The following is a 24,624-nucleotide window of genomic DNA, read 5'->3' on the forward strand; positions in this document are numbered from 1 at the left end:
CACAAAGCTTCAGCTCAGCTTCAGGCTGCCTCTCTACGATCACTCGCGTGCACGCACCGAGATTCGCCGCGGCGATCCTGCTGTCCACCGCCTTCATGGCCGCCGGGTGCGGGCACCCGCAGGCCCGCGCCGCCGGCGACACCACCGTCACCCTCGAATACGGTGGATTGCAGCGGCAATACATCGTCCACTACCCCGCCAACCGACCCCAGGGCCTGCTGCCCGCCGTGCTCGCCTTCCACGGTGGCGGCGGCAATGCCGAGAACATGGCCGGTTCCTTCGGCTTCGACAGAGCCTCCGACGCCGACGGTTTCATCGCCGTCTACCCGAACGGCTACGAGAAGTCCTGGAACGACGGCCGCGGCGACGACACCAATGCCAGCGCCGCGAATATCGACGACGTGGGCTTCGTTGCGGCCGTGATCGACCGGATCATCGCGAACGACTCCGTGGACCCCACCCGCGTCTACACCACCGGCATGTCCAATGGCGGCATGTTCACCGAGGACCTCGGCTGCCGCCTGTCCGGGAAGCTGGCGGCCATCGCCCCGGTGGCGGGCCCGCTCCCCCAGGCCGACGTATCCGCTTGCACCCCAACCCATTCCCTGCCAATCCTGGAGATCCACGGCACCTCCGACCCGATCGTCCCCTATGGCGGCGGTGTCGTGCGCGTCACCTCCGGCCACCACGGCGCGGGCTCGAGCCCGGTGCTCTCGGTCGACGCCACCCAGCAGCTGTGGCGGGAGAAGAACTCCTGCGACGCGGCAACCACGACCACGCTCCCGCAGCGCACCGACGACGGCACCACCGTGACCGTCCAGTCCTCCGACTGCGCGAACGGCGCCGAGGTCCAGCTCTATTCGATCGCCGAGGGCGGCCACACCTGGCCGGACGGCCCGCAATACCTGCCGCAGGTGATTGTCGGCAAGGTCACCCACCAGTTCGACGCCACCGACGTGATCTGGCAATTCTTCGCCCAGTTCCACGCCTAGCCGCCGGGTGAATCCACGCATCACCGCCAGGTGAACACGGGACGACCGGGACGTACCGGTACCGTGGACCAATGGCCGCCTCACAGTTTGCCTGTCGGTAACTCTCGTATGAAACAACCAACGCACAAGCGCCGGATGGTTCCACGAGAGGTGGGGAGCACCTAATGCCGCAACAGCAGGCCGATACCGAGATAGTCGCGAACCCGATGCTGCGGGCCGCCCTCGCACCGCCGGCCCGCACCCTGGTCGATATTCTCGCCGCCACCGCCGCGGCGTACCCCGACGCACCCGCCCTCGACGACGGTGAGGTGGAACTCGGATACGCGGAGCTGCTCGCGGAGATCGCGCTCGAGGTCGAGCGCCTGGCCGCGGCCGGGGTGCGGGCGGGCGACCGGGTCGGGGTGCGGATGCCGTCCGGCACGCGCGGGCTGTACATCACGATCCTCGCGGTCCTGCACGCCGGAGCCGCGTACGTGCCGGTGGACGCCGATGATCCCGACGAACGCGCCCGGCTGGTGTTCGGGGAGGCCCGGGTCTCGGCCATCGTGACCGCGGCCGGGATCGAATCCACCGGAGTGGCAAGGGAATCCGGCGACGGCGTGATGTCGACGGCCGCGCCCACGCCCGCCGACGACGCGTGGATCATCTTCACCTCCGGCTCCACCGGCACACCGAAAGGTGTTGCGGTGACCCATCGCAATGCCGCGGCGTTCGTCGATGCCGAGGCACGGCTGTTCCTCCAGGACGCGCCGATCGGTCCCGGGGATCGGGTGCTGGCCGGACTGTCGGTCGCCTTCGACGCCTCGTGCGAGGAGATGTGGCTGGCGTGGCGCAACGGCGCCTGCCTGGTCCCGGCGCCGCGCGCGCTGGTGCGGACCGGCGCCGATCTGGGGCCGTGGCTGGTCCGCCGGGAGATCAGCATCGTCTCGACCGTGCCCACGCTGGCGGCCACCTGGCCCGCCGAGGCGCTCGAGCCCGTGCGGCTGCTCATCTTCGGCGGTGAGGCGGTGCCGCCCGAGCTGGCCGAACGGCTTGCCGGCGACCAGGATTCCGAGCGCGAGGTGTGGAACACCTATGGCCCCACCGAGGCCACCGTGGTGGCCTGCGCCGCGCTGCTGGACGGCGGCTTCCCCATCCGGATCGGGCTGCCGCTGGACGGCTGGGACCTGACCGTCGTCGACGCGGCCGGAGATCCGGTGGGCGAGGGCGAATCCGGTGAGCTGGTCATCGGCGGCGTCGGGCTGGCGCGCTATCTCGACCCGGCCAAGGATGCGGAGAAGTACGCGCCGCTGCCGTCGGTCGGCTGGGAACGCGCCTACCGCAGTGGCGATCTGGTGCGCAACGATCGCGAGGGACTGGTCTTCCTGGGCCGGGCCGACGATCAGATCAAACTGGGTGGCCGCCGCATCGAGCTCGGCGAGATCGACAACGCGCTGCAGCATCTGCCGGGTGTGACGGGCGCGGCGGCCGCGATCCGGACCACCAAGGCGGGCAACAAGATCCTGGTCGGCTACCTGACCGGACCCGGCGCCGATTTCGACCTCACCGCCGCGAGAACCATTCTCGCCGAACAGCTTCCTGCCCCGCTGGTGCCGCGGCTGGCCGTGGTCGGGGAACTGCCCACCCGTACCTCCGGCAAGGTCGACCGCGACGCGCTGCCCTGGCCGCTGCCCAAGGCCATCGCCGCCACCCCCGAGAACGGTCTATCCGAGACCGAGCGGTGGGTCGCGGGACTGTGGGATTCGATTCTCGGCGCGGAGGTCACCGACCCGGACGCCGACTTCTTCGATCTGGGCGGTGGCTCGCTGGCGGCCGCCCAGCTGGTGGCGGCGCTGCGGGAACGGCAGCCGCGCATCGCCGTCGCGGACCTCTACGACCATCCGCGACTGGGCGCTCTGGCCGCCCTGCTCGACGGTTTCGCGCCGACCGCCGCGGTCGAGGAGCGACTGGTCCGGCCGGTGCCCCGGTCGGCACAGCTGTTCCAGGTGCTGGCGACGATTCCGCTCACCACCCTGACCGGTCTGCAATGGCTGACCTGGCTGGCGATCGTCGGCAATGTCGCCGCCCGGTCGGGTTCGCTGCCGTGGCTGCCGCACCTGTCGTGGTGGTGGATGCTGGTGGCGTTCCTGCTCTTCATCTCCCCGCCCGGCCGGATGGCGCTGTGCGTGGCCGGTTCCCGGCTGCTGCTGCGCGGCGTGCGCGCGGGCACCTACCCCCGCGGCGGGCGGGTCCACCTGCGGCTGTGGACGGCCATGCGACTGTCCGAGGCCAGCGGCGCCGAGAATCTGTCGGGCGCACCGTGGATGGTGCCCTTCGCGCGGGCGCTGGGCGCGAGGGTGGGCCGGGGCGTCGACCTGCACACGCTGCCGCCGGTCACCGGCATGCTGGAACTGGGCGACGGCTGCAGCGTCGAACCCGAGGTGGACCTGTCCGGCTTCTGGATCGACGGCGATCTCGTGCACATCGGGCCGATCGAGATCGGGCCGGGCGCGGTGGTCGGCGCCCGCTCGATCCTGCTGCCCGGCACCAGGATCGGCCGCAATGCCGAGATCGCGCCCGGCTCCTCGGTGTCGGGCAAGGTGAAGGCCGAACAGGAGTGGGCGGGCTCCCCCGCCGTGAAAGTCGGCCGGGCACAGCACCGCTGGCCCGACGAGACGCCCGCACGGGCCGCGCACTGGGTGGCGATCTTCGGCATCACCTCCATGGTGCTGGCTGCGGTGCCGATCTTCGCGCTGGGCACCGGCGGTCTGCTGATCGCCTGGTGGATTCGCGACACCCGGACGCTGGCAGCCGGATTCGAACGCGCCTTCGCCGTCCTGCCGGTGGCCATGCTGCTGGTGCTGGGCGTGTACGCGGCGGTCACCATCGTGGCCGTGCGGCTGCTCGGCATCGGGCTGACCGAGGGCCATCACCCCGTGCGCAGCCGCCAGGGCTGGCAGGCGTGGGCCACCGAACGACTGCTGGATTCCGCGCGCACCTTCCTGTTCCCGCTCTACGCCAGCCTGCTGACTCCGGTCTGGCTGCGCCTGCTGGGCGCGAAGGTCGGCAAGCGCGTGGAGGTTTCGACGGTCCTGCTGCTGCCGAAGTTCACCGTGGTCGCCGACGGCGCGTTCCTGGCCGACGACACCATGGTCGCCAGTTACGAACTCGGCGGCGGCTGGATGCGCATCGGCGAGGCCAAGGTCGGCAAGCGCGCCTTCCTCGGCAACTCCGGCATGACCGCGCCCGGGCGGCGGGTGCCCAAGAACGGCCTGGTCGCCGTGCTGTCGGCCGCGCCGTCCAAGGCGAAGGCCGGTTCGTCGTGGCTGGGCAGCCCGCCGACCCGCCTGCGCCGCGCCGCCGAATCCGGTGACACCGCACGCACCTTCGATCCGCCGTTCCGGCTGCGCGTGGCCCGCGCGGTGGTGGAGACCTGCCGGTTGATCCCGGTGTTCGTGACCTTCGCGATCGGCCTCGGTGTGCTGTTCGCCCTGGCCTGGCTGGCCCAGACCCTCGGCCAACTGGCCGCGGCACTGCTCAGCGGTGTAGTGCTGCTGGCGGCGGGCGCGGCGGCCGGCGCGGCCTCGGTGCTGGCGAAATGGCTGCTGGTGGGCCGCATTCGCACCGAGGAACATCCGCTGTGGAGTTCGTTCGTGTGGCGGAACGAGGTCGCCGACACCTTCGTGGAGCATGTCGCCGCGCCGTGGTTCGCGCGCGCCGCCACCGGTACGCCCGTGCTGAATGTCTGGTTGCGTGGACTCGGCGCCACCATCGGCCGCGGGGTATGGTGCGAATCCTATTGGCTTCCGGAGGCTGACCTGGTGACACTCGGTGACGGCGCGACCGTGGAACGCGGCTGCGTCGTGCAGACCCATCTGTTCCACGACCGCATCATGGCCATGGACACCGTCACCCTCGGTGCGGGCGCCACTCTCGGACCGCACTGTGTCGCGCTGCCCGCCAGCGTGATCGGCGCGGGCGCGACCATCGGACCGGCCTCGCTGGTCATGCGCGGCGACAGCGTGCCGCCGTCCACGCGCTGGTGGGGCAACCCCATCGCGCCCTGGCCGGAGGGCGGTCGGTGATGCCCGACCGGCTCGACCAGCCCATCGACGATTACCTGCCGCAGAACGGGAATCGCGGCTACCGGGTCTCCCGCTACGAGCTGGAGCTGGTGTACAAGGTCGCCAGTAACCGGCTGGCCGGGCGGGCCGACATCACCGCGGTCACCACCGGGGTGCGAGATCGGTTCGCGCTGGACCTGTCTCAGGCGCTGGCGGTGTCCAAGGTGTTCGTGAACGGGGCCAAGCCCGCCAAATTCACCCATCAGCGCGGCAAATTGGTGATCACGCCGCGGCAGCGGATTCCGGCGGGCGGGGTGCTGGCGCTCACCGTGCAGTACGCGGGCCCGCCTCGGCCGCTGCGCGGCCCGTGGGGCGAGGTCGGGTGGGAGGAACTCACCGACGGCGTGCTGGTGGCCAGCCAGCCCAATGGCGCGGCCTCCTGGTTCCCGTGTGACGACCACCCGAGTTCCAAGGCCAGCTATCGGATTTCGATCACCACCGACTCGCCGTACTACGCGCAGGCCAACGGCACCCTGGTGCGCAAGCAGACCAAGGCCAGCCAGACCACCTGGGTGTACGAGCAGCCCGAGCCGATGTCCACCTACCTCGCCACCATCCAGATCGGCCACTACCGCAAGCAGCGGGTCGACTCGCCGCGCGGCGCGGTGCCCATGCAGGCGGTGCTGCCGCCGCGGCTGCGCACCGCCTTCGAGCACGACTTCGCGCGGCAGCCGCGCATGATGGAGGTCTTCGCCGAGAAGTTCGGGCCGTACCCGTTCGAGGCGTACACGGTGGTGGTCACCGATGACGAACTCGAGATTCCCATTGAGGCGCAGGGCATTTCGGTCTTCGGGGCGAACCACTGCGACGGGCGGCGCGGCTACGAGCGGCTGGTCGCGCACGAGCTGGCCCACCAGTGGTTCGGCAACAGCCTGACCATCGCGCGGTGGCGCGACATCTGGCTGCACGAAGGCTTCGCCTGTTACGCGGAATGGATCTGGTCGGAGGCGGCCGGCGGGCCGAGCGCGGACCAGCTGGCGCGCACCGCACACCGGAATCTGGCGCGGCTGCCGCAGGACCTCCTGCTCGCCGACCCCGGACCGGACCACATGTTCGACGACCGGGTGTACAAGCGCGGTGCGCTCACACTGCATGCGTTGCGGCTCACACTCGGTGATTCCGTCTTCTTCGATCTGCTGCGCGAGTGGACCGCGCGGTATCGCCACGCCTCGATCACCACCGAGGAATTCACCGACCTGACAGGGCATTACAGCGCGGCCTCGCTGCGGCCGCTCTGGGACGCCTGGCTGTCGGCGCGGCCGCTGCCCGCATTGCCGCCCCTCCCCGCATACGGGGCGGAAACGCCTACCGGGTAGACTTCGGGCGAACCCAGAAGTTGATCATGGATGTGGCACGGTCACATCGTGCGCCAGACTTCGCTAACTCCTCGCTAGCAGTGATTCCGCTGCGCGACCAGCACTTTTCGAAGGCACTGCCACACCTATGAATTCGTCCTCCTTCGCCGCGCTCGGCGTGCGTGAACCGCTCGTCCGCGCGCTCGATGCCGCCGGTATCACCGAGCCGTTCCCGATCCAGGCCGACACCCTGCCCGATTCGCTGGCCGGGCGGGACGTGCTCGGCCGCGGGCGGACCGGCAGCGGGAAGACCCTCGCCTTCTCGATCCCGATGGTGGATCGGCTGGGCGCGCGCGGCGGGCGGTGTGCGCCGAATCACCCGGCCGGGCTCGTGCTCGCGCCGACCCGGGAACTGGCGACCCAGATCGCGGCCACCCTGGAACCGCTCGCGGCCGCCTACCGCATGTCGGTGACCACCATCTTCGGCGGCGTCTCCCAACATCGGCAGGTGCAGGCGCTGAAGCGGGGCGTGGACATCGTCATCGCCTGCCCGGGCCGGCTCGAGGATCTGATGCGGCAGGACCTGATCAGCCTGGACTCGGTCGAGATCACCATCATCGACGAGGCCGACCACATGGCCGATCTGGGCTTCCTGCCGGGCGTCACCCGCATCCTGGCCGCGACGCCCGAAGACGGTCAGCGCCTGCTGTTCTCGGCCACCCTGGACAACGGCGTCAATAAGCTGGTCCAGCGGTTCCTCCCCGGGGCCGTGAAACACGCTGTGGACGAAGCGAATTCGCCGGTCGCCGCCATGACCCACCACGTGTTCGAGGTGCCGACCACGGAGGCCAAGCGCGCGGTCGTGCACCGCCTGGCCTCCGGGTCCGAACGCCGAATCCTGTTCACCCGCACCAAGCATCAGGCCCGCAAGCTGGCCCGCCAGCTCACCACCGCCGGCATCCCCGCCGTCGATCTGCACGGCAATCTCACCCAGCCGGCCCGCGATCGCAACCTCGCCGCATTCGCCGCCGGCACCGCCAAGGTCCTGGTCGCCACCGATGTCGCGGCCCGCGGCGTCCACGTCGACGGCGTCGAACTCGTGGTCCACGTGGATCCGCCCGCCGAGCACAAGGCCTACCTGCACCGCTCCGGCCGCACCGCCCGCGCCGGCAACCACGGCGACGTCATCACCCTGGTCCTGCCCGACCAGCGCACCGACCTCGCCGCCCTGATGCGCAAGGCCAAGATCACCGCCACCCCGCAGCCGGTCACCGCCGACTCCCCGGCGGTCACGCAGCTGATCGGTGAGGTGGCCCCGCTGGTCGCCCTCCCCGCGGCCGCCGCACCGCACCGCGTGGACACGTCGGCCGCCTCGCCCACGCGGGGAGCCCGCCAGGCCAAGAAGCGGACCCGCCCGGCCGCGACCGATGCCAAGCAGAACGCACCTCGGAACCGCCGCAGGCAGGGCTCCCAGAACACCGACGATGCGCGCACCCCCGACCGCCCCGCGGCCCGGAAGCCCGACACCGCCACCGACGGCCGGCCCGCGCGCCGCGCGGCAGGCCGCGCCGGCGGCAAGCCTCGCGCCTCGGCCACGAGCACCTCGAACGGCCGCAACCCGCGCACCGGCGTCAGCCGCGACGAGAACCAGGGCTCCCGCACCCGGACCGAGCGCCGCGGCACGGCCAATGCGCGGCAGGGTGCCCCCGCCGAACCGCGTACCCGCGGCACCTCCGGCCGGACCGCATCCCAGCGCACCGACGGCGCCCCTCGCCGTCGTCGCGGCAACTGACGCCCCCGACGACCGCCGCCGCGGCCACCTCGCTGGTGCGCTCGCGGCGCGGCGGCGCTCGGGAGAGTGCGTCCAGAATGTGACATTTGCCCGTGTCTAGCGGGCGCGGTTTTTTTCTACAGTTACTAGATAGCGAGCAGCTACCCGCTCTTACCTCGTGAATTCTCATCTATCGTCCCGGACGCTCTTACAGGGGTCAGGAGACAAGTCATGAAGACCGACGCCCCATTGAGTGAGCGGGTCATCGTCAAGTTCGAACGGGTCGAGAATCGCTATCGGGTCTCGGTGACGCCGGTCGATCGGCTGCAGTGGCGGGTGGGGTACGCGCCGGATATGAAAGCGGCCGTGCAGCTGGCCCGGGAACTGGCCAGCTGAGCACTACAGAGCGGGTGCGCCGGGTTCCAGGAGCCGCTTGGGGTGCATACCGTCGACCTGTCCGATGAACGGCGGATGAATGCTGTAGCCGAGCATTCGGCGAATATCCTCGGACACCGCGCGGACCGTATCGCGGGTCATGGAGAGCGTGAACGCTTCCTGGGGGCGCAGCCACGGTTCGCAGTATTGGGCGGTGAGCGCGAGGCGGGGATTCGGGGAGCGATTCGCGCCGCCACCGTGCCACAGGGTGCCGACGAAGAATACGCAGCTACCCGCCGGCATCACCACCGGTTCGCGACGGTCGGATTCCCCGGGCAGGCGGTCGCCCCACAGGTGGCTGCCCGGAATGATGTCGGTCGCGCCGTTCTCGGCGGTGAAGTCGTCGATGGCCCAGATGGTGGCCGCCCCCAACCCCTTTCGCGGCCGCGGCAGCGGGTAGAAGCCATCGTCGGTGTGCAGCATCTGCGCCTGCTCGCCGGGCAGGATGTTGATCACCTGCAGCATGGACAGCAGGTAGTTCGGCAGGAACAGCCGGTCCAGCAGGGCCAGCACCCGCGGGTGGTCGGCGATGCGGTCGCAGGCGCGAGTCTTGTTCAGCACGCTGTAGATGCGCTGTGTCGAGTGCCCCTCGAAATTGTTCCGGCCGATCCGATCCAGCAGTGGCACAACACTTTCCCGGATCCGGTCGAGCTCGGCCGGAGTCAGCATGTCGTGCAGGATCACATAGCCGTCCCGCTCGACGGCGGCCAGATCGGCCTCGGCCACCGCCGGGTCCACGCTCGCGCCGCTGCTCTCGGTGCGCCGGTAGGTTCCGGCCAGATCGCCGTCCAGATCGCGTAGCGATGTCACCTTCGCGCCCATCCCGCCATCCTTTACATAACTGAGTTCTGTTATTGTTCGACTGTGGCACGAGCACCGATAGGACGTCAACAACTACTCGACGCCGCCCGCGACGAACTGGTCCATGCCAACGGCACCCTGGAGCTGAGCGCGCTGACCCGCCGCACCGGCCTGAGCACCGGCGCGCTCTACCACCACTTCGGCTCCAAAGTCGGTCTGCTGGCGGCCATCTGGGACGACTTCTACGACGGCCTGAGCCGGGCCATCGCCGATGACCGGCTCCCGGCCGACGGCGACTGGGCCACCCGCGAGCGCGACCGCACCCACTGTTTCGTGGCCTTCCACTTCGAGCACCCGCTTGCGGCGCTGCTGCTCAACCGCGCGGCGCCCGATCCGGGCCTCACCGAGATCGAGGCCGTCTACATCCGCAATCTCGGCGACGCGGCCGCCACGAATATCCGCCGCGGGCAGGCCACCGGCGAGATCCCCGCTGATCTCGACCCCGACAGCGCGGGCGCGTATGTCATCGGCGGCCTGCGTCACGGCATCGCCCAGCAGCTGCGCGTGCACCCCCGTCCGCCCGTCGACCTTGCCGCCGAACGCCTTTGGGGCTTCACCGCCGCGTCGCTGTCCCTGCCCTGATCCGCAAAAGAACTGGCGATCGCGCCCGCGGCCGCGTATCACTGCGTGCTATGTCGATCTCCACGGCCGACCGGCTGGCCATTCACGAATTGCTCGCCCTGCACGGACATCTCAGCGATGCCGGCGCCTTCGACCGCTTCGGGGAGGTCTTCACCGAGGACATCGCCTACGACCTGACCGCCTACGGCGCGGGCGTGGTCGCCGGCCGGGACGCCCTGCGCGACATGGCACTCCAGCTGGGCGACGGCAACCCGCTGGGGCATCACGTCACCAATATCGTGGTGTCGCCGACCAATTCCGATACCGTGCAGGCCCTGTCGAAGGGCCTCGCGGTCGCGACCGACGGCACCACCGCCAGTGTCACCTACACGGACATCGTCGTCCGCACCGCTTCCGGCTGGCGCATAAGCCATCGCCGCGTCGTCCCGCGCCGGCAGCCCCTCCATCCCTGACGCTCTGGCAAACCCGAGGCGCTCGCTCCCCGAACCGCCACCCGGGTGCTCATCGGCGATCGGCCGCACGAGTACGGGGTGCCTGTTCATCGAGGAGCCGAAACCGCTGCGGCAGTTTCGGTATCGAGGCGGGCGGATCCGGCGGCACCCGGGTCCATTGGACCGCGCCCCTGCCCTGACCCACCGCGGACGCGCGGATGCCCCCGTTGAACGAACGTCTGATAACACCGAAGATGCAACGGGGGCGTGGGGTCACCGCTGTGGATCCGTCCGATCGACCACCTCCTTCCCGCTCTACTCCGGACGATGTGCCCTTGCTCCGATCGCTGCCGTCGAGCATGCCGCGTGCCGCGGGATTCCATTACGGCCGAAAGTCCCTGTCCCCCGGGAACATGGCCATCACCGATCCCGGATCGCCTCGGGGCCGCGCTGATCGAGCAGCGTGAGGTAGGCGTCGATTTGGGCTGCGCCGGTGAGGAGGTCGCGGCCGCGGGTGGTCAGGCGTTCTTGCCAGGCGTCGAGGAAGACGGTCAGAGCTGCTGTGCCGCCTGCGGTTCGGAGTGCGTCGAGGAATTGACAGATCTGGGACAGCTGGTAGTTGCCGCGGCGCAGTTGGCGGGCGATTTCGGCGTCGCGAACGCAGTCCGGGCCGTAGTGGCGGTAGCCGGTGGCGCGATCGCGGTCGGGATGCAGGATGCCCTCGGTTTCCCAGGTGCGCAGGGTCGCCGGGTGCAGGTCGAGGCGGCGGGCGAGTTCGCCCACGGTCAGCGGCCTGCGCGGGGTATCCGGCGGGATCGGGGCGGACAGGCTGTGCAGGGCCCTCGCGACGTCGGCTCGGGTGGCGCGTTCGGTGTGCAGGGCGAGGTGAGTGGCGTCGATGAGCCGGTAGGCGGCTTCGGTGTCGCGGCGGTTGATTGCGCGCATGATGTCGGTGGCCGGCTGATGGCCGTGGCCACGGCGTAACGCCAGGAAGGCGCGCAGGGCCTGGGCATGCAGGGGTGTGTAGAGCCGGTAGCCCGTGTCGCTGCGTTCGGTGGGCGGGAGGATGCCTGCCTCGTCGTAGTTGCGGATGGCCTGTGCGGACAATCCATGTTCGCGCGCGAGATCGATGGGTCGCAGATCGCACCTCCGTTTGAGGGTTCGAACACCCGATACGTGGTCATACTCGGTCAAGTTTCACTCGAACCTTCAACGATAGTGTCAAAGGCAGTTCCTTCTGGAAGGGGTCTCCATGTCCACTGCCACCGCAATACAGGCCATCGGCCGCCCGATCGACAACCCGGAAAACCTGGGCCGCGCCCTCGACGACCTGCTCGCCACCCACACCGAACCGCCCGCCCTGTTCGCGCTCGGCGAGCCGACACATGGCATCGCCGCATTCCCGCTGCTGCGCAACGACGTTCTCGGTCACCTCGTCGAACGGGGTTACCGGTCAATCGTTTTGGAGACCGACTACTTCGCCGCGTCCATTGTCGACGACTACGTGTGCGGCGCGTCCACCGAGATCGACACCGTGCTCGCCACCGGGTTCAGCCACGGTTTCGGCGCGGTGCCTGGCAATCGCGAACTCGTCGAATGGCTCCGCGCGCACAATGCCGCCCGGGCGTCGGAGGATCGGGTGCATTTCCACGGCTTCGATGCCCCGGTGGAATACGCCGGCGCCCCCGGCCCACGCCATGCTCTCGCCCGGGCCGCCGACTGCCTGCCCGACGCCCTGCGTCCCGAATCAGTCGGCAAACTCGACGAATTGGCCGGTGAGGACGCCGACTGGACGAATCCGGCCGCCATGTACGACCCGGCGGCTTCCATCGGCAACTCCCCCCGAGCACACGCCCTCCGCCTCCTCGCCGACGATCTCGCCGGCGCACTGCACCGCGCCTCCCCCGGATTGCGCCCCGCCGACCCCGCCGCCTACGACCGAGCCGTGTCCTACGCCCGCACCGCCCAGGGCCTGCTCCGCTTTCACGCCGCCATGGCCACCGACACTCCCGACCGCATCGACACCGTCCTCAGCGTCCGCGCCGAAATGATGGCCGACAACCTGCTCGCCATAGTCGCCCAGGAGCAACACCGGGGCCCATCCCTGGTCTTCGCCCACAACGCCCACCTGAGTCCCGCCCACGATGACGCCAAGAGCTGGGGGAATGCCGGTGCGCTCGTCCACATGACGCTGGCGGACCGCTACCTGTTCGTGGCGACCGACGCCAGCCCCGCCCCCGACCCGAACACGCTCCAGCACTCACTGGCGGCAGCCACACCCCACCGCAGCCTCTTCCCGGCGCCTCCCCTGCGCGCCGCACTCTCCCCGTCCACCGGCACGAGCACACCGATTGTGCCCGGCCACATCCCACTCACCCCCGCCGACCTGTCCGGCGCGGCCGCGGTCGTCTTCATCGCCGACACCGACGGAAAGCGCCATCAGTATTGGTAGCGGAGCCGTCGGCAACGAACCGATGCATCAACGGGAGAGCTCGCCCGTGAGCAGAAAATGTTCCAGCCGAGCAGAATACGGCGCCGGATCGATGCCCTGTCCCGCGAGCCAGGCCTCGCTGTAGTACTTGTCGAGATAGCGTTCGCCCGGGTCGCAGAGGAGCGTGACGACGCTGCCCCGGTCGCCTCGGGCGAGCATGCCGGAGATGACGGCGCAGGCGGCCCAGACCCCGGTGCCGGTGGAGGCGCCGCAGCGGCGGCCGAGCAGGCGTTGCAGGAGGTGGACGGTGGCGACCGAGGCGGCATCGGGGACGCGGATCATGCGGTCGACGGCGTGCGGGAGGAAGCTGGGTTCGATGCGCTGGCGGCCGATGCCCTCGATGCGGGATCCCTTGGCGGAGGTGGTGTTTCGGTCGAGGGTGCGCCAGCCTTCCAGGAACGCCGAGTTTTCGGGGTCGGCGACGCAGATGCCGGTGTCGCGCTGGGTGTAGTGGACGTAGCGGGCCAGGGTGGCGGAGGTGCCGCCGGTACCCGCGGTGGCGACGATCCAGCTCGGTTCGGGGTAACGCTCCTGTTCGAGCTGACGGAAGATCGATTCGGCGATATTGTTGTTGCCCCGCCAGTCGGTGGCGCGCTCGGCATAGGTGAACTGGTCCATGTAATGGCCGCCCTGTTCCCGGGCGAGCCGGGCCGCGACCTCGTACACCTCGCTGGGGTCGTCGACGAGATGGCAGGCGCCGCCGTGGAATTCGATCAGGTCGATCTTGGACCGCACGGTGGAGCGCGCCATGACGGCGATGAACGGCACGCCGATCAGCTTGGCGAAGTACGCCTCCGACACCGCGGTGGATCCACTGGACGCCTCCACCACCGGGCGACCGGGCCGCAGCCAGCCGTTGCACAGCGCGTACAGGAACAGGGACCGCGCCAGCCGATGCTTGAGACTGCCGGTGGGATGGGTGGATTCGTCCTTGAGGTAGAGGTCGATGCCCCATTCCGGCGGTAGCGGGATGGTGAGCAGGTGGGTGTCGGCGGAGCGGTTGCCATCGGCCTGCACCTTGCGTACGGCCTCGCGCAGCCAGCTCCGGTACTCCGGGTCGGAGCGGTCGATGTCGGTCTCGTCGACGAGCGTGTCGTCCTGGATCACAGCGATCTCGGTGTCCTTCCGGTTCAGGCCCGCGAAGCGGAGCAGGGCAGCTTCGACGCTAGCCGGGAATCAGGGCTTCCCAGTGTGACCTGGGGCGATATTTCCCAAGCATCTGTAATAGGGGGTGAAAGCTCCGCTAATGGCCCGGTGCGGTGACCGGTACGCCCAGGCCATCATCGGGCTAGTGCGAGACGGCGGCCTCCACCAGCCGCGCGGACTCCCGCAGTCCGCCGATGACCGCGCGCACCGCCGGAACCGCCTCGAGTTTGGGCAGGGTGACCGCCAGCACCCGCCGCTCCATGGCGGGTTCCACCGGCAGCGAGCGCACCGCCCCCGGCGCCGGCACACCGGACAGCGCGAGTTCGGTGGCCAGCGCGACACCCAGTCCCTCGGCGACCAATCCGGCTACCGCGCCCGGATTCTCGGTGGCATAGGCGATGTCCGGATGGAATCCCGCGTCCGCGCAGGCGTCGACGAGGTGTCCGCGGCACTGCGGGCAGCCCGCGATCCAGGTCTCCTTCGCCAGTTCCGACAGCTGCATCGGGGTGGTGCGCGCGGTCCCCGCCAGGCGGTGCCCCACCGGCAGCAGTGCCCGCAGCCGATCGGTGAGCAGGGTGTGCGCATTCAGCTCGGAGAGGTCGGGGCTGGCTGCGTCACAGGAGCTTTCGCTGTCCGGCACCTTGCCGTGCGGATAGTCGAAGACGATCGCGATCTCGCACTCCCCCGCCCGCAGCATGGCCACCGATTCCGGCGGCTCGGCCTCGATCAGGGCGACCTTCAGCCGCGGTTCCGCGGCCTGGATGCGCGCAATGGTCTTGGGCACCAGCAGATTGCACGCGCTCGGAAACGCCGCCAGCCGGACCGTCCCGGCCCGCAGTTCGGTGAGCGCCCTGATCTCGGCCTCGGCCGCGTCGAGACTGCCGAGCACGGTCGCGGCGTGCCGGGCCAGTGCCGCACCGGCCTCGGTGAGCTGCAGCTGATGACCCGACCGGGTCACCAGCGGGGTGCCGAGCACGCGTTCCATGGCCTTGATCTGCTGGCTGATCGCCGGCTGGGTGTAGCCGAGCTGGCGGGCGGCGGCGGAGTAGGACCCGGTCCGCGCGACCGCCCTGAAGATCTTCAGCTGCCTGATCTCCAGCATGGTCCCCATCCTAGGCACACCAGGTCGTGGGGCCGGGAAAGGCGCAGGTCAGGCCACCAGACCGAGATTGGCCACCAGGCGGCGAACCCGGAGTTCGATCGCGTCGCGAATGCCGCGGATCTCCTCGATGCCCCCGCCCGCCGGGTCGGGCAGCGGCCACTGCTCGAAGCGGTGCCCGGCGATGATCGGATCGGTGTCACCGCAGCCCATGTCGACGACCACATCGGCGGCCCGCATCAGCTCATCGGCCCACGGCTTCGGGAATTCGTCGGCGATGTCGACCCCGCGCTCGGCCATGGCGGCGACGACGAGCGGATTGACCACCGTGTTCGGCGCCGAACCACACGACCACCCCGACGCCCGGTCCCCGGCCAGCAGGTTGAAGAATCCGAGCGCCATCTGTGAACGTCCCGCATTGTGCGTGCACACGAACAGCACGGCCGGACCGGTGCGGATGGCGCGTCCCTCGGCGCGGGCCAAGGCCGTCAACCGTTCTCGTGCGAACCGCTCGGCGACCCCGGCCAGCCGGGCACGGTCGATGCCGATGGCGTCGAGGTGCGCGTAGGAGCTGTCGAGGATGCGCTCGACCGTGGCGGAGTCCACCGCCGCGCCGAATTCCTCCGTCAGCCGTTCCGAGACCTCGTCCGGGATCATCCGGTCCGCATCAGCAACGGTGGAAGGCAGGGCGGCGCCGAATGTCTCGTTCACGATCGCTCCCTCTGCACGTTGGTCAGCCTATCCCCGTCCTCTGGTCGCCGCTGGGCCCCGAAACGCCGCCAGCTCGCGGTGATAGGCAACCGCTACCGGTACGCAACCATCAAACCCCGTCCCGGCACCGCCCGTCGAACGGCTTCGCGCACAGCGAACATTCGGGCACAACGGACAAGTGTGATCACGGCCATGCACCGGACATCGAGGAGAAACTGGTCACACCCGAGCACCCGCCACGCATGCCACTTCTCCGCCGATCAGACCAGGACCGGTGTCCGCGGCTCGGTGAGCAGATCGAAATCGTCAGCGGGCAGCCCAGTTTCGAGGCCGTCTCGGCGCTCACGGCGGTAGAGCCAATGCAGCAGGGCCAGCCCCAGGAATCCGGCCAGTGCGGTGGCGATGCCGATCTTCCAGCCCGGCGGACGCCAGGCGACCACCAGGTCGGCATCCCGGGTGCCCGGCGGGATATCCACGGCCACAAAGGTATTCGTGACCGTGTGGAAACCGATGTCGTGGCCGTCGAGAGTGACGCGGTAGCCGGGCCACGCCAGGCGCGCGAAGAGCGCGTGATGTCACCGCCACCCAGGTCGGGCGCGACAGTGTCAGCAGCCACCTGCGCGTCACCTCGCCCGACGGAGGCCGCTCCTCGGCCGCACGGAATCTCACCACGGCGGGTAAGGGTCAGGCCACGGCGTCGGCGAAGCTGTCGCCACTCAGCACCGGAACCGCTGCGCTGCTGTCGATCTCGACCGCGATCGCCACATCGTCGCCGAATCCGATGGCGGCCAGCTCCCGCCCGGAGGCGCAGTCACCGATCAGCGTGGGCACGTCCGGGATGCCCGCGTAGCCGGCGTGCGCGGCCATCGACTCCGGCGACAAGGGTCCGGCCCCGTGCTCCGACAGTGCCGCGATGACCGCACCGGCGCCGAGCCAGTCCTCGATCGCCGGGCGCAGCACCTCCCGCCCCGGCCAGTGCTCACCGGCGGCGATCACCCGACCGGCCGATCCACAGTGCCCCAGCCCTGCTTCATGATCCACCGGCCCACCGCCGACGCGTTCCGCAGGCAGGCCGCCACCACCGGAATTCCCTCGACGGCAGCGGAAATGGCCGACCCATTCGGCGACGGCAGCACCAGCCGTTCCGGCGCGAGCGCCCGGCGCAGTGCGGCCGGGGACAGCGACCACGGATTCGCGGCGCTCATCGCACTGCGGCCGACGGCCAGCCGGGCATCCCGGGACACCGCGAAATCCGCTGCCGTGGAATCGCGTGCGGGATACGGGAACACCCGTGTCCCGGCCTCGGCGGCGACCGACACCGCGGTCGTGAACGACAGCACATCGATCACCACGAGCACCGCACAGCCCGGCCCGAGTGCCCGCGCACCGGTCAGCCCCCAATCGAACCGCACCCCGTACCCGTCCTGCCTCGACCATGCGGGCAGCTCCGACATTCCGATTCCCCTCTCCGTTTATGCCGTCCACCTGGTTTTCGCTGTGCATCAACCACGATCTCCGGCCAGTAGGAGTGGGCATTCTCGCATGGCGGGGCGTTCGAGGCGCGATTAGCTTGCGGGGCATGGCAGAGGAGAGCAGCGGTCCGGGGAGTCAGCCGGCGCGGGTTGTTCACGGCGACAGCCGGGGCCGCGGTGGGGGCGGCTGACACGGTGGCGTTGCGCTCCGAGGGCGAGATCGGCGCAGCCGAATTATGGCGGAAGCCAACGGATTCGGAGGCTCTTGTAGTGCGCGGGGTGACATCTGCAGTATGGCGCGGACGCGGTGCGGGAGGCGGTGGTGTCGCGGCATACGACGGTGTCGGTCCGCCCCGGCGCAGGACCTGGTGCGCATTCGAGCACAGGTGGTGACGGCTCCCGAATCTTGCTGTGGCTCAGCGCATGCGGTTGCGGGGCCCGAGCTGGTCGCGAAATTGGCCCGGGGTGAGCCCGGTTTCCTCGCGGAACGCCCGATAGAAGTGGCGGTCTGTCGCGAAACCGGATGCGGCGGCGACGGCGGCCAGGGATCGGGAGGGGTCGGCGCGGATGAGCCGGCGGGAGTGGGCGATCCGGGTGCGACGGACGATCGCGCCCGGCTCGCCGAAGCCCTCGCAGACGCGGTACAGCGTGCGGCGTGAGATCAGGCAGGCATGCGCGATCTCGTCGACCGTGAGGTCCGGGTTTGTGAAGTTCTTTCGGATGTAGGCCAGCACCTGCTGCCGCGTGTAGAGCGAATCCGATGGGCCGGGCGAACTTTCGCCGTTCGCCAGCAGCAACGCCGACGCCATCATGCCGGCGGCGTCGCTGCCGAAGACGGTGACCGCACGCGCGATGTCGTCGGGCGGTAGCTCGGCCAGATTGCGGAAGAAGCCGGCGACCACGCCCAGCGCCCCCGTGGCGGGGACGGCGGTGGCGGTGGGTAGCTGGTCGCGGGTGAGGCCGGAGTGCTCGAGCACCAGCTGCAGCGGGGCGCGTACCAGCGTCGACAGGCAATTGTCGGTGGTGCGGCTCTCCAGCGGCACACCGCTGTCGAAGAACGAGATGGTGCCGGGCGTGCATTCGGCCGTCTGGCCGCGCTGCTCGGTCCAATTCGTTCCTTCGAGCACGATATTCACCAGTAAGAACTCACCGGTCGACTGCGCCACCATCTTTTTTGTCCGCAATGCCCGTTGCGCGCTGGCCTTCATGCGCGACACCGCGAATCCGTCGAATTGAGTCGTGGCGACTTGTCCGTGCCAGTGACCTGTGCGCAATGGCTCGATCACCGACGGTGCGACCGCATCCGCCATCAGGGCTTCCCACTGCTCGAACGCCTGACGTGGCGAAAGGGTCGAGGACGACGAGATCTCGACAGCGCCGAAAACGGCTTGCTCCACGTCGGTAATCTTCCCACCACATATCGCTCAGCAACCACGTTTCGAACGAGTTCCGTCCGTGGTCGGTGACCAAGGTCCCCACCATGGCTCACCGCAGCGGTGAACCGCTCATGAGCAGGGCGGTCAATGTATACAGACGCTCGATTCTAAGCGGCGATCCGAGATCTTTGCAGTGCCACAATGGGGTTCGCGTCGAATCGGCCGTCCCGGCGTCATAGCGATCGGCGAGAAAATGTGAGACCGGCGCAATGCACAAGCCACCGAACGCTCGGGCGACGGGTTCGCACTGGCGCACAGCGCGTGTACCGCGCACGCCGTCTCGGGGGCGGGCCGGGGGCGAACGCCATGCCCTCCACGCGGAGGGACGCCCGCAGCGAGGTGGTCAACGATGCGGTGAATCCGGGCAGCAGGGGAAGCCGGGGAGCGCGAAAGCGCTGCCGCCGTCACCCGTTCGACATTGACCGCGGGCGCGAGCACCCGCCACAGGTCCGGCCGGCGGAAGCCTTCGCGGCGGAGATACCGCTCGGCTCCGGCGAATTCGGCGCCGCGCCACCCGAGGGCCGTCGCGGTCAGCACCGGCGAGCACGCGACCGCGCCGTCATGGGCCTGCGGACTCACCCAGCTGCCGTCGCCGTTCTGGTTGCGAGCCACCGCATTCAGCCCGAGCCGCGCCAGCGAACGCGGGCAGCACTCGGGTGTTCGCCACAGCCATCCGACCACTCCGGCCGTAGCGTAGGGCGAGCCACTGGATCATGCCGTCGGGGTCCTCGTCGACGACCCTGATCAACTGCCACAACGACATCAGGGCGTGCTTGCCGACCGCGGCGGTGGATTCCTCGTACACGATGACTTGCAGGGGTTTGCCGACCAGACGGGAACCTCTTCACCGTACCTCCGGCAGCTGTAGCGCGGTCGTCCGCAGTCCCGGCGAATTGGTTGCCGCTCTGCGGATCTTGCGAATCCGCGTTATCTGCCCGAAATATCGGTTACGCTGACCGCCGGAGGCATCCCGCCTCCACCCGAGTGAACCCAGGTGCGACCGATGAACGAACACGACTTGCGGCACCTGGAGATCCCGCTTCCGTTTCTGCCGCAGCGGCATTCGATGAGCGACCGCGCGCAGGAAAGAGTTCAGATCTGGGCACAGCGTTTCGGATTGCTCCAGGACGAGGCGGCGGCCCGCAAGTTCGAATCGCTCGGCTACGCGCGATTCTCGGCGTATTGGTGCCCCACCTCGTCTTTCGCCGACATGCTCCTGGTCGCCGAATGGATCACCGTATTCTTCGTCTTCGACGATCTGCAGGATCTGGCCATCACCACGGGCCGGCTCGACGACTACGACCGCCTCCGGCACACCGCATTGCAGGTGGTGCACGAGCGCGGGGTCACGGGTCCGATGCCACCCGTCATCGCAGCTCTTTCCAATCTCTGCACCCGTACCTTCCCGCGCAATTCCGAGGCCTGGGCGCGCCGATTCGCATTGAATCTGGAATTGTGGCTGGTCGGTCACGCGCGCGAGAACGCATTTCGTCAGGCGGGCAAGTCGCCGAGTCCGGAAGAATATCCGCGACTACGCCGGGACGCGTGCACGGTATTGCCGACGGTGGATTTGGCGGAGGTGATCGAGCACACCGAAATTCCCGACGCCCTGTATTACGGGCCCGCGTATCAGGAGATAATCGCGACCACCGCCGATATCATGTGCCTGATCAATGATCTGCATTCGCTGGCTATCGAAGCCGATTCCGAGGACACCATCAATCTGGTGACGACTCTGCAGCATCATCTGGGAATGGAACTGCCGCAGGCGGTCACGGAAATCCGCCGTTCGATAGACGTCCGGATCGCCGACAATCAGGCCGCGGCCCAGGCAATTACGGCAGAAATGGATGCGCTGCAGCTGCCGCCGAGAATTCGCAATGGCGTCCGCCGCTGCATTCGCGACTGCCAGTCCGCCATAGCCGGAATGGAACTGTGGGATCGCACCGACACGGTGCGATTCACACCGGACGTGGACCTGCGTGATGCCCGGAACATCGACTACGGCAACGGTTTCCTCGATCGGGTGTGATCGCCGGAGTCCGCGCTAGGGGATTCGCGGAGGGTGTAGCCGACGCCGCGCACGGTGTGGATGAGCGGCGGGTGGCCGGTGTCGATCTTGCGGCGCAGCTGGCTGACGAAGTCTCCACCACCCGGTCGGCGCGGCCCGCCTCGGCCTGCCACACGCGATCGAGGATCTGGCGCTTGCTCACCACCTTGCCCGCATTGAGCGTCAGGTAGTGCAGCAGCTTGAATTCGGTGGCGGACAGCCAGATCTGTTCACCGGCGCGGAACACCAGATGGGTGCCGGCGTCGAGTTCCACGTCCGCGAAGCGCAGCCGGCCGGGTCCGTCCTCGTCGCCGGACCGGGTCCGGCGCAGGATCGCATGCAGCTGAATTCGGCCTCATCGGCCCGACCCTGGCCGAATCCTCCTGTCCGGCAGAAGCTCTGGCCAAACTCGTCGACATGTACGTGGCCGGAGCGCTCGACGAACGGGAGCTGATCTTCGTCTACTTCGCCGAATTCGGCCACGTCCCCGACGATGAACGCGCGACACTGCGGGTCGTGCAACGCCTCGTCGTCGCCGAATGGGCGACCCTGCTGGCCCGGGTCCGCCCCGAGCTCGGTCGCGCCGAAGGGCAGACCCTCGTGCACGCCGCCCTCGGGCTGGTCGTCGACTACGGCCGCGTCTTCGGCGACGAGCGAATCTACCCGCGCCAGTGGGTGATCCGCCTTATGGAGTCCGTCCTCTTCGGCCGCGTCGCCCCCTGACATGCCGGGCCATCGGAAATCACCTGGCTTGGGAGACGGTTCGATCGTGCCAGGCGGCCTTCGCTCCGCTGTCCCCGATGCGGTAGACCTGCACGATGGATCCGACGGACACGGCGAGGGCAGCCACCGCGACCATGGCCGCGATCGCCCGGCGACCGGAGACCGCGTCGATCCGCGGCACCCGACGCCGCAGGAGGTCCCGCGCGCGCTCACTGTGCATCGCCCACCACACGGCGGCGAACACGAACGTCGCCGCCGACCAGACGAGCAGATCGTCACCGAGGTGAGTGTGCGCGCGCAACAGCGGATCTCGTGGCGTGCGGTGTTCGAGCCATTCACCGGAGTGGGTGGTCAGCGGCACGAACACCAGGGTGAGGAAGGCGACCACCGGCAACAGCACGCCGATCCGGCGCCGCGCCGAGGGCCACAGCACCGCGGCCGCGACGAGTAGCGCGGTCACCGGCACCAGCACGACCACAGCGTGAACGAACAGAACGTGGGCCGGCAGCCCATTGATGGTGGTGGGTCCCATGATGATCCGCACTCTCCTGTCGTGACGTCGGCGGTGAGCCTACGAGGCTGTGCTCGAGGTTTTAGCGGAACGTCGCTGAGAGGACGCTGTGATCGATGGCCCGACCCGGTGCGGGCCGCCGCTACGAGACCGGGAGAGCCGACGTCGCGACCACCAGGCCGAGGTCGCCGTCGTAGCGGCGATAGAGCAGGCGGCCGCGGCCGTCCTCGGCGTCGGTGAAGAAGAGGAAGGGCAGGCCGTAGCCGCACAGGCGGAGGGCGGCGGCCGACTCGGTGAGGACGCGGGTCGGGTGGGGGTTCATGGTCAGCGGGAGATGCTCGAAATCGCGAGGCGGGCATGCCCGGCGCTGGCGCGCCATCCGGACGCCCAGGGGCCCGGCCCAATACACGATGGCGTCCTCGCCGGTGTCGAGGTCGGTGAAGAGGTGGGCGTCGTAGTCCAGGGCGTCCATGGTCGCAACGGCGGCCGCCGGGTCGCACCGGTGTGGCACGCAGTGCTTGCGGCGGACGATGGGGCGCTCCTCGCCGACGGTGACCAGTGACGCGCGCTCCGGGTCGGGCGCCCAGCGCGGGGGTGCTTGCGCCAGTTGGCGATTGAGCGAGCGGTCGAGGCGTTCTGCGACGACGCGGAGGACGAGCGTGCCGGGGCCGTCGATCTGGCAGCGCACCGGAGTCCCGGCGACGCACAGGTTGACCTGCGCGACGGACGTGCCGTCGATGCGGGCGTCGTGGGTGAGCCGCAGGCGGGCGCTGCCGGCCAGGCCATGGCGGCGCAGTACCTCCGTGAGCTCTGCGCGAGCCCGGTCCATCTCCTGTGTGGAGGCCGTGCCGTCCACGATCACCTCGACGAACGATTCCGGCATGGTGGCGACCTCGTCCGCGTACACGCTGCACGACCTCCTGGTGGTGATCGACCTTGATGTCGACGCGTCCATGTCAGCACCGGTCACGGCGGCGCAAACAGGGCCGAAGGTCCCGGGATCAGGTGGCGAGCCGCACCTTTCACCGATTTCACGATCCAAGTCCCGGTCCGGTGAGGACCTTCGGCTCTGTCGCCGCCGGGCGCGGCGCGGAACGGTGGGCGGTGGCCGTACGGCCCCCACTCATCGGACAGGAAGGCGGACAGTACTCGTGGCGCGTGAGCTGACGCAGCGGGAGATTCTCGTGGAACTGGAGCCGGTCGCCGGGCAGGCGCTGGACCGGCATCTGTCGGTGTTCAAGGATTGGCATCCGCACGATTACGTGCCCTGGGACGACGGTCGAAATTTCGCGCAGCTCGGTGGAATCGATTGGGATCCGGACCAATCCAGGCTCTCCGAGGTGGCGAAGGCCGCGCTCATCACCAATCTGCTCACCGAGGACAATCTGCCCTCCTATCACCGCGAGATCGCCGAGAACTTCTCCCGCGACGGGGCGTGGGGTACGTGGGTGGGCCGCTGGACCGCGGAGGAGAACCGGCACAGCGTGGTCCTGCGCGACTATCTGGTGGTCACCCGCGGCGTCGATCCGGTCGCGCTGGAGAACGACCGGATGACCCATATGACCAATGGTTTCGCCGCGCCCGTCGATCCCGGCACCGCGGCCGCGCATGCCGGATTCCTCTACTCGGTGGCCTATGTCAGCTTCCAGGAGCTGGCCACCCGGATCAGCCACCGCAATACCGCCGAGGTCTGCGCGGACCCGGTCGCCGACCGCATCATGCAGCGGCTGGCCCTGGACGAGAACCTGCACATGATCTTCTACCGCACCCTGTGCGGCGCGGCCCTGGACCTCGTGCCCGACCAGGCCATGGCGGCCATCGACCTGATCGTCGAGAACTTCCGCATGCCCGGCACCGGAATGCCCAACTTCCGCCGCCACGGCGTCCTCATGGCCAAGCACGGGATCTACGATCTGCGCCAGCACTACGAGGACGTGCTGATGCCGGTGCTGCGGCACTGGAATATCTTCGGCCGCACCGACTTCGGGCCCCAGGGCGAACAGGCGCGGGAGCGGCTGGCGCGCTACCTCGACAATCTCCACCAGGTGCAGATTCCACGTTTCGAGGAGCAGCGCGACCGCTCCCTCGCCCGTGAGCGCGCCCGCGTCTGAGCGGACGGGTCAGGCCGGGGTGACGATCTGGATCAGATTCCCGCAGGTGTCGTCGAATACGGCGGTGGTGACGGGTCCCGCCGCCAGCGGCTGCTGCGTGAACGTCACCCCGAGACCGCTCAGCCGCTCGAATTCGGCCTGCACATCCGGCACCTGGAACGAGGCTGCCGGAATGCCGTCATCGACGAGCGCGTCCTTGTACGGCTTGACCGCCGGATGCCCATCCGGTTCGAGCAGCAATTCCGCGCCCTCCGGGTCCTCCGGTGACACCACGGTCAGCCAGCGGGCCCCCGGGCCCAGCGGCACATCATGCTTCTTGGTGAAGCCCAGTACCCCGGTGTAGAAGTCGAGCGCCTTCTGCTGGTCGTCCACGAACACGCTGGTGATGTAAATCCGCACGGCCC

24 protein-coding genes and 1 pseudogene are annotated in these 24,624 nt (G+C 69.1%); 11 read left to right on the forward strand and 14 right to left on the reverse strand.

Translation table 11 applies throughout. The features are described from left to right. Positions 1-47 precede the first annotated feature (47 nt). The 5 genes from AB0L60_RS12940 to AB0L60_RS12960 all read left to right on the forward strand — a co-directional run bounded on the left by AB0L60_RS12940 (position 48) and on the right by AB0L60_RS12960 (position 8,557). Complete coding sequence (locus tag AB0L60_RS12940) at positions 48-992, forward strand: PHB depolymerase family esterase (protein ID WP_364611834.1); 945 nt, start codon at positions 48-50, stop codon at positions 990-992. A 164-nt stretch (positions 993-1,156) separates the two neighbouring features. After that, the gene (locus tag AB0L60_RS12945; RefSeq protein WP_364611837.1) at positions 1,157-5,056 is read left to right on the forward strand and encodes a Pls/PosA family non-ribosomal peptide synthetase; all 3,900 of its coding nucleotides are present in this window, start codon (positions 1,157-1,159) and stop codon (positions 5,054-5,056) included. After that, on the forward strand, positions 5,056-6,411 hold the full coding sequence (locus AB0L60_RS12950) for a M1 family metallopeptidase (protein WP_364611840.1): 1,356 nt from the start codon (positions 5,056-5,058) through the stop codon (positions 6,409-6,411). The genes AB0L60_RS12945 and AB0L60_RS12950 overlap by 1 nt, the downstream gene beginning before the upstream one ends. 127 nt (positions 6,412-6,538) lie before the next feature. Next, positions 6,539-8,182: a DEAD/DEAH box helicase gene (locus tag AB0L60_RS12955; RefSeq protein ID WP_364611843.1), complete on the forward strand. Its 1,644-nt coding sequence runs from the start codon at positions 6,539-6,541 to the stop codon at positions 8,180-8,182. A gap of 210 nt (positions 8,183-8,392) precedes the next feature. Further along, positions 8,393-8,557 carry a hypothetical protein gene (locus AB0L60_RS12960; protein ID WP_364611846.1) on the forward strand — a complete coding sequence of 55 codons (165 nt, stop codon included), beginning with the start codon at positions 8,393-8,395 and terminating at the stop codon, positions 8,555-8,557. A 3-nt stretch (positions 8,558-8,560) separates the two neighbouring features. Here AB0L60_RS12960 and AB0L60_RS12965 read toward each other — a convergent pair whose 3' ends face one another. Then, entirely contained in the window at positions 8,561-9,418 is an 858-nt protein-coding gene (locus AB0L60_RS12965) for a phytanoyl-CoA dioxygenase family protein (RefSeq protein ID WP_364611849.1), read from the reverse strand. 42 nt (positions 9,419-9,460) lie between these two features. Between AB0L60_RS12965 and AB0L60_RS12970 the strand changes: the two genes are divergently transcribed. Together AB0L60_RS12970 and AB0L60_RS12975 are read left to right on the forward strand one after the other, a co-directional pair. Next, complete coding sequence (locus AB0L60_RS12970; protein WP_364611852.1) at positions 9,461-10,039, forward strand: TetR/AcrR family transcriptional regulator; 579 nt, start codon at positions 9,461-9,463, stop codon at positions 10,037-10,039. A gap of 50 nt (positions 10,040-10,089) precedes the next feature. Further along, positions 10,090-10,491: a nuclear transport factor 2 family protein gene (locus AB0L60_RS12975; protein ID WP_364611855.1), complete on the forward strand. Its 402-nt coding sequence runs from the start codon at positions 10,090-10,092 to the stop codon at positions 10,489-10,491. A gap of 399 nt (positions 10,492-10,890) precedes the next feature. Here AB0L60_RS12975 and AB0L60_RS12980 read toward each other — a convergent pair whose 3' ends face one another. After that, on the reverse strand, positions 10,891-11,610 hold the full coding sequence (locus AB0L60_RS12980) for a MerR family transcriptional regulator (protein WP_364612026.1): 720 nt from the start codon (positions 11,608-11,610) through the stop codon (positions 10,891-10,893). A 112-nt stretch (positions 11,611-11,722) separates the two neighbouring features. On the opposite strand from AB0L60_RS12980, the gene AB0L60_RS12985 reads away from it, so the two are divergent. After that, positions 11,723-12,922: an erythromycin esterase family protein gene (locus AB0L60_RS12985; RefSeq protein ID WP_364611858.1), complete on the forward strand. Its 1,200-nt coding sequence runs from the start codon at positions 11,723-11,725 to the stop codon at positions 12,920-12,922. 27 nt (positions 12,923-12,949) lie between these two features. Here AB0L60_RS12985 and AB0L60_RS12990 read toward each other — a convergent pair whose 3' ends face one another. The 7 genes from AB0L60_RS12990 to AB0L60_RS13020 form a co-directional block, all read right to left on the reverse strand. After that, the gene (locus AB0L60_RS12990; protein WP_364611861.1) at positions 12,950-14,068 is read right to left on the reverse strand and encodes a PLP-dependent cysteine synthase family protein; all 1,119 of its coding nucleotides are present in this window, start codon (positions 14,066-14,068) and stop codon (positions 12,950-12,952) included. A 181-nt stretch (positions 14,069-14,249) separates the two neighbouring features. After that, a complete protein-coding gene (locus tag AB0L60_RS12995) occupies positions 14,250-15,209 on the reverse strand; it encodes a LysR family transcriptional regulator (protein WP_364611864.1) in 960 nt (319 codons plus the stop codon). Positions 15,210-15,257: 48 nt separating this feature from the next. Beyond that, entirely contained in the window at positions 15,258-15,917 is a 660-nt protein-coding gene (locus tag AB0L60_RS13000) for an arsenate reductase ArsC (protein WP_364611867.1), read from the reverse strand. Positions 15,918-16,177: 260 nt separating this feature from the next. Next, positions 16,178-16,393, reverse strand: coding sequence for a hypothetical protein (locus AB0L60_RS13005; protein WP_364611870.1), 216 nt, complete (start codon positions 16,391-16,393; stop codon positions 16,178-16,180). 208 nt (positions 16,394-16,601) lie between these two features. Then, a complete protein-coding gene (locus AB0L60_RS13010; protein WP_364611873.1) occupies positions 16,602-16,913 on the reverse strand; it encodes a 2-phosphosulfolactate phosphatase in 312 nt (103 codons plus the stop codon). After that, on the reverse strand, positions 16,910-17,371 hold the full coding sequence (locus AB0L60_RS13015; RefSeq protein ID WP_364611876.1) for a 2-phosphosulfolactate phosphatase: 462 nt from the start codon (positions 17,369-17,371) through the stop codon (positions 16,910-16,912). The genes AB0L60_RS13010 and AB0L60_RS13015 overlap by 4 nt, the downstream gene beginning before the upstream one ends. Positions 17,372-17,805: 434 nt before the next feature. Further along, positions 17,806-18,786, reverse strand: a complete 981-nt coding sequence (locus tag AB0L60_RS13020; RefSeq protein WP_364611879.1) for a helix-turn-helix domain-containing protein — start codon at positions 18,784-18,786, stop codon at positions 17,806-17,808. A 1,042-nt stretch (positions 18,787-19,828) separates the two neighbouring features. On the opposite strand from AB0L60_RS13020, the gene AB0L60_RS13025 reads away from it, so the two are divergent. Further along, positions 19,829-20,857 carry a hypothetical protein gene (locus AB0L60_RS13025; protein WP_364611882.1) on the forward strand — a complete coding sequence of 343 codons (1,029 nt, stop codon included), beginning with the start codon at positions 19,829-19,831 and terminating at the stop codon, positions 20,855-20,857. Here AB0L60_RS13025 and AB0L60_RS13030 read toward each other — a convergent pair. Both AB0L60_RS13030 and AB0L60_RS13035 read right to left on the reverse strand, forming a co-directional pair. Then, positions 20,827-21,009, reverse strand: a complete 183-nt coding sequence (locus AB0L60_RS13030) for a winged helix-turn-helix domain-containing protein (protein WP_364612029.1) — start codon at positions 21,007-21,009, stop codon at positions 20,827-20,829. The two genes, AB0L60_RS13025 and AB0L60_RS13030, sit on opposite strands and share 31 nt — an antisense overlap. Positions 21,010-21,026: 17 nt before the next feature. Then, positions 21,027-21,149: pseudogene (locus AB0L60_RS13035) on the reverse strand (DNA-binding response regulator); the annotation flags it as partial. Between the two features lie 143 nt (positions 21,150-21,292). Here AB0L60_RS13035 and AB0L60_RS13040 point away from each other — a divergent pair. Then, entirely contained in the window at positions 21,293-21,598 is a 306-nt protein-coding gene (locus AB0L60_RS13040; protein WP_364611886.1) for a hypothetical protein, read from the forward strand. A 19-nt stretch (positions 21,599-21,617) separates the two neighbouring features. On the opposite strand, the gene AB0L60_RS13045 is transcribed toward AB0L60_RS13040, so the two are convergent. Next, positions 21,618-22,130, reverse strand: a complete 513-nt coding sequence (locus AB0L60_RS13045; RefSeq protein ID WP_364611889.1) for a DUF2231 domain-containing protein — start codon at positions 22,128-22,130, stop codon at positions 21,618-21,620. 121 nt (positions 22,131-22,251) lie between these two features. After that, on the reverse strand, positions 22,252-23,016 hold the full coding sequence (locus AB0L60_RS13050) for a sigma 54 modulation/S30EA ribosomal C-terminal domain-containing protein (RefSeq protein WP_364611892.1): 765 nt from the start codon (positions 23,014-23,016) through the stop codon (positions 22,252-22,254). A 244-nt stretch (positions 23,017-23,260) separates the two neighbouring features. Between AB0L60_RS13050 and AB0L60_RS13055 the strand changes: the two genes are divergently transcribed. Beyond that, positions 23,261-24,220, forward strand: a complete 960-nt coding sequence (locus AB0L60_RS13055; RefSeq protein ID WP_364611896.1) for an acyl-ACP desaturase — start codon at positions 23,261-23,263, stop codon at positions 24,218-24,220. A gap of 9 nt (positions 24,221-24,229) precedes the next feature. Here the strand turns inward: AB0L60_RS13055 and AB0L60_RS13060 are convergent, their stop codons facing one another. Continuing rightward, positions 24,230-24,619 (reverse strand): VOC family protein, encoded by a 390-nt coding sequence (locus AB0L60_RS13060; RefSeq protein WP_364611899.1) that lies wholly within the window; start codon positions 24,617-24,619, stop codon positions 24,230-24,232. Between the last annotated feature and the right edge of the window lie 5 nt (positions 24,620-24,624).

Origin of the sequence: Nocardia sp. NPDC051981 (assembly GCF_040680715.1) — a bacterium.
Classification (GTDB): Bacteria; Actinomycetota; Actinomycetes; order Mycobacteriales; family Mycobacteriaceae; genus Nocardia.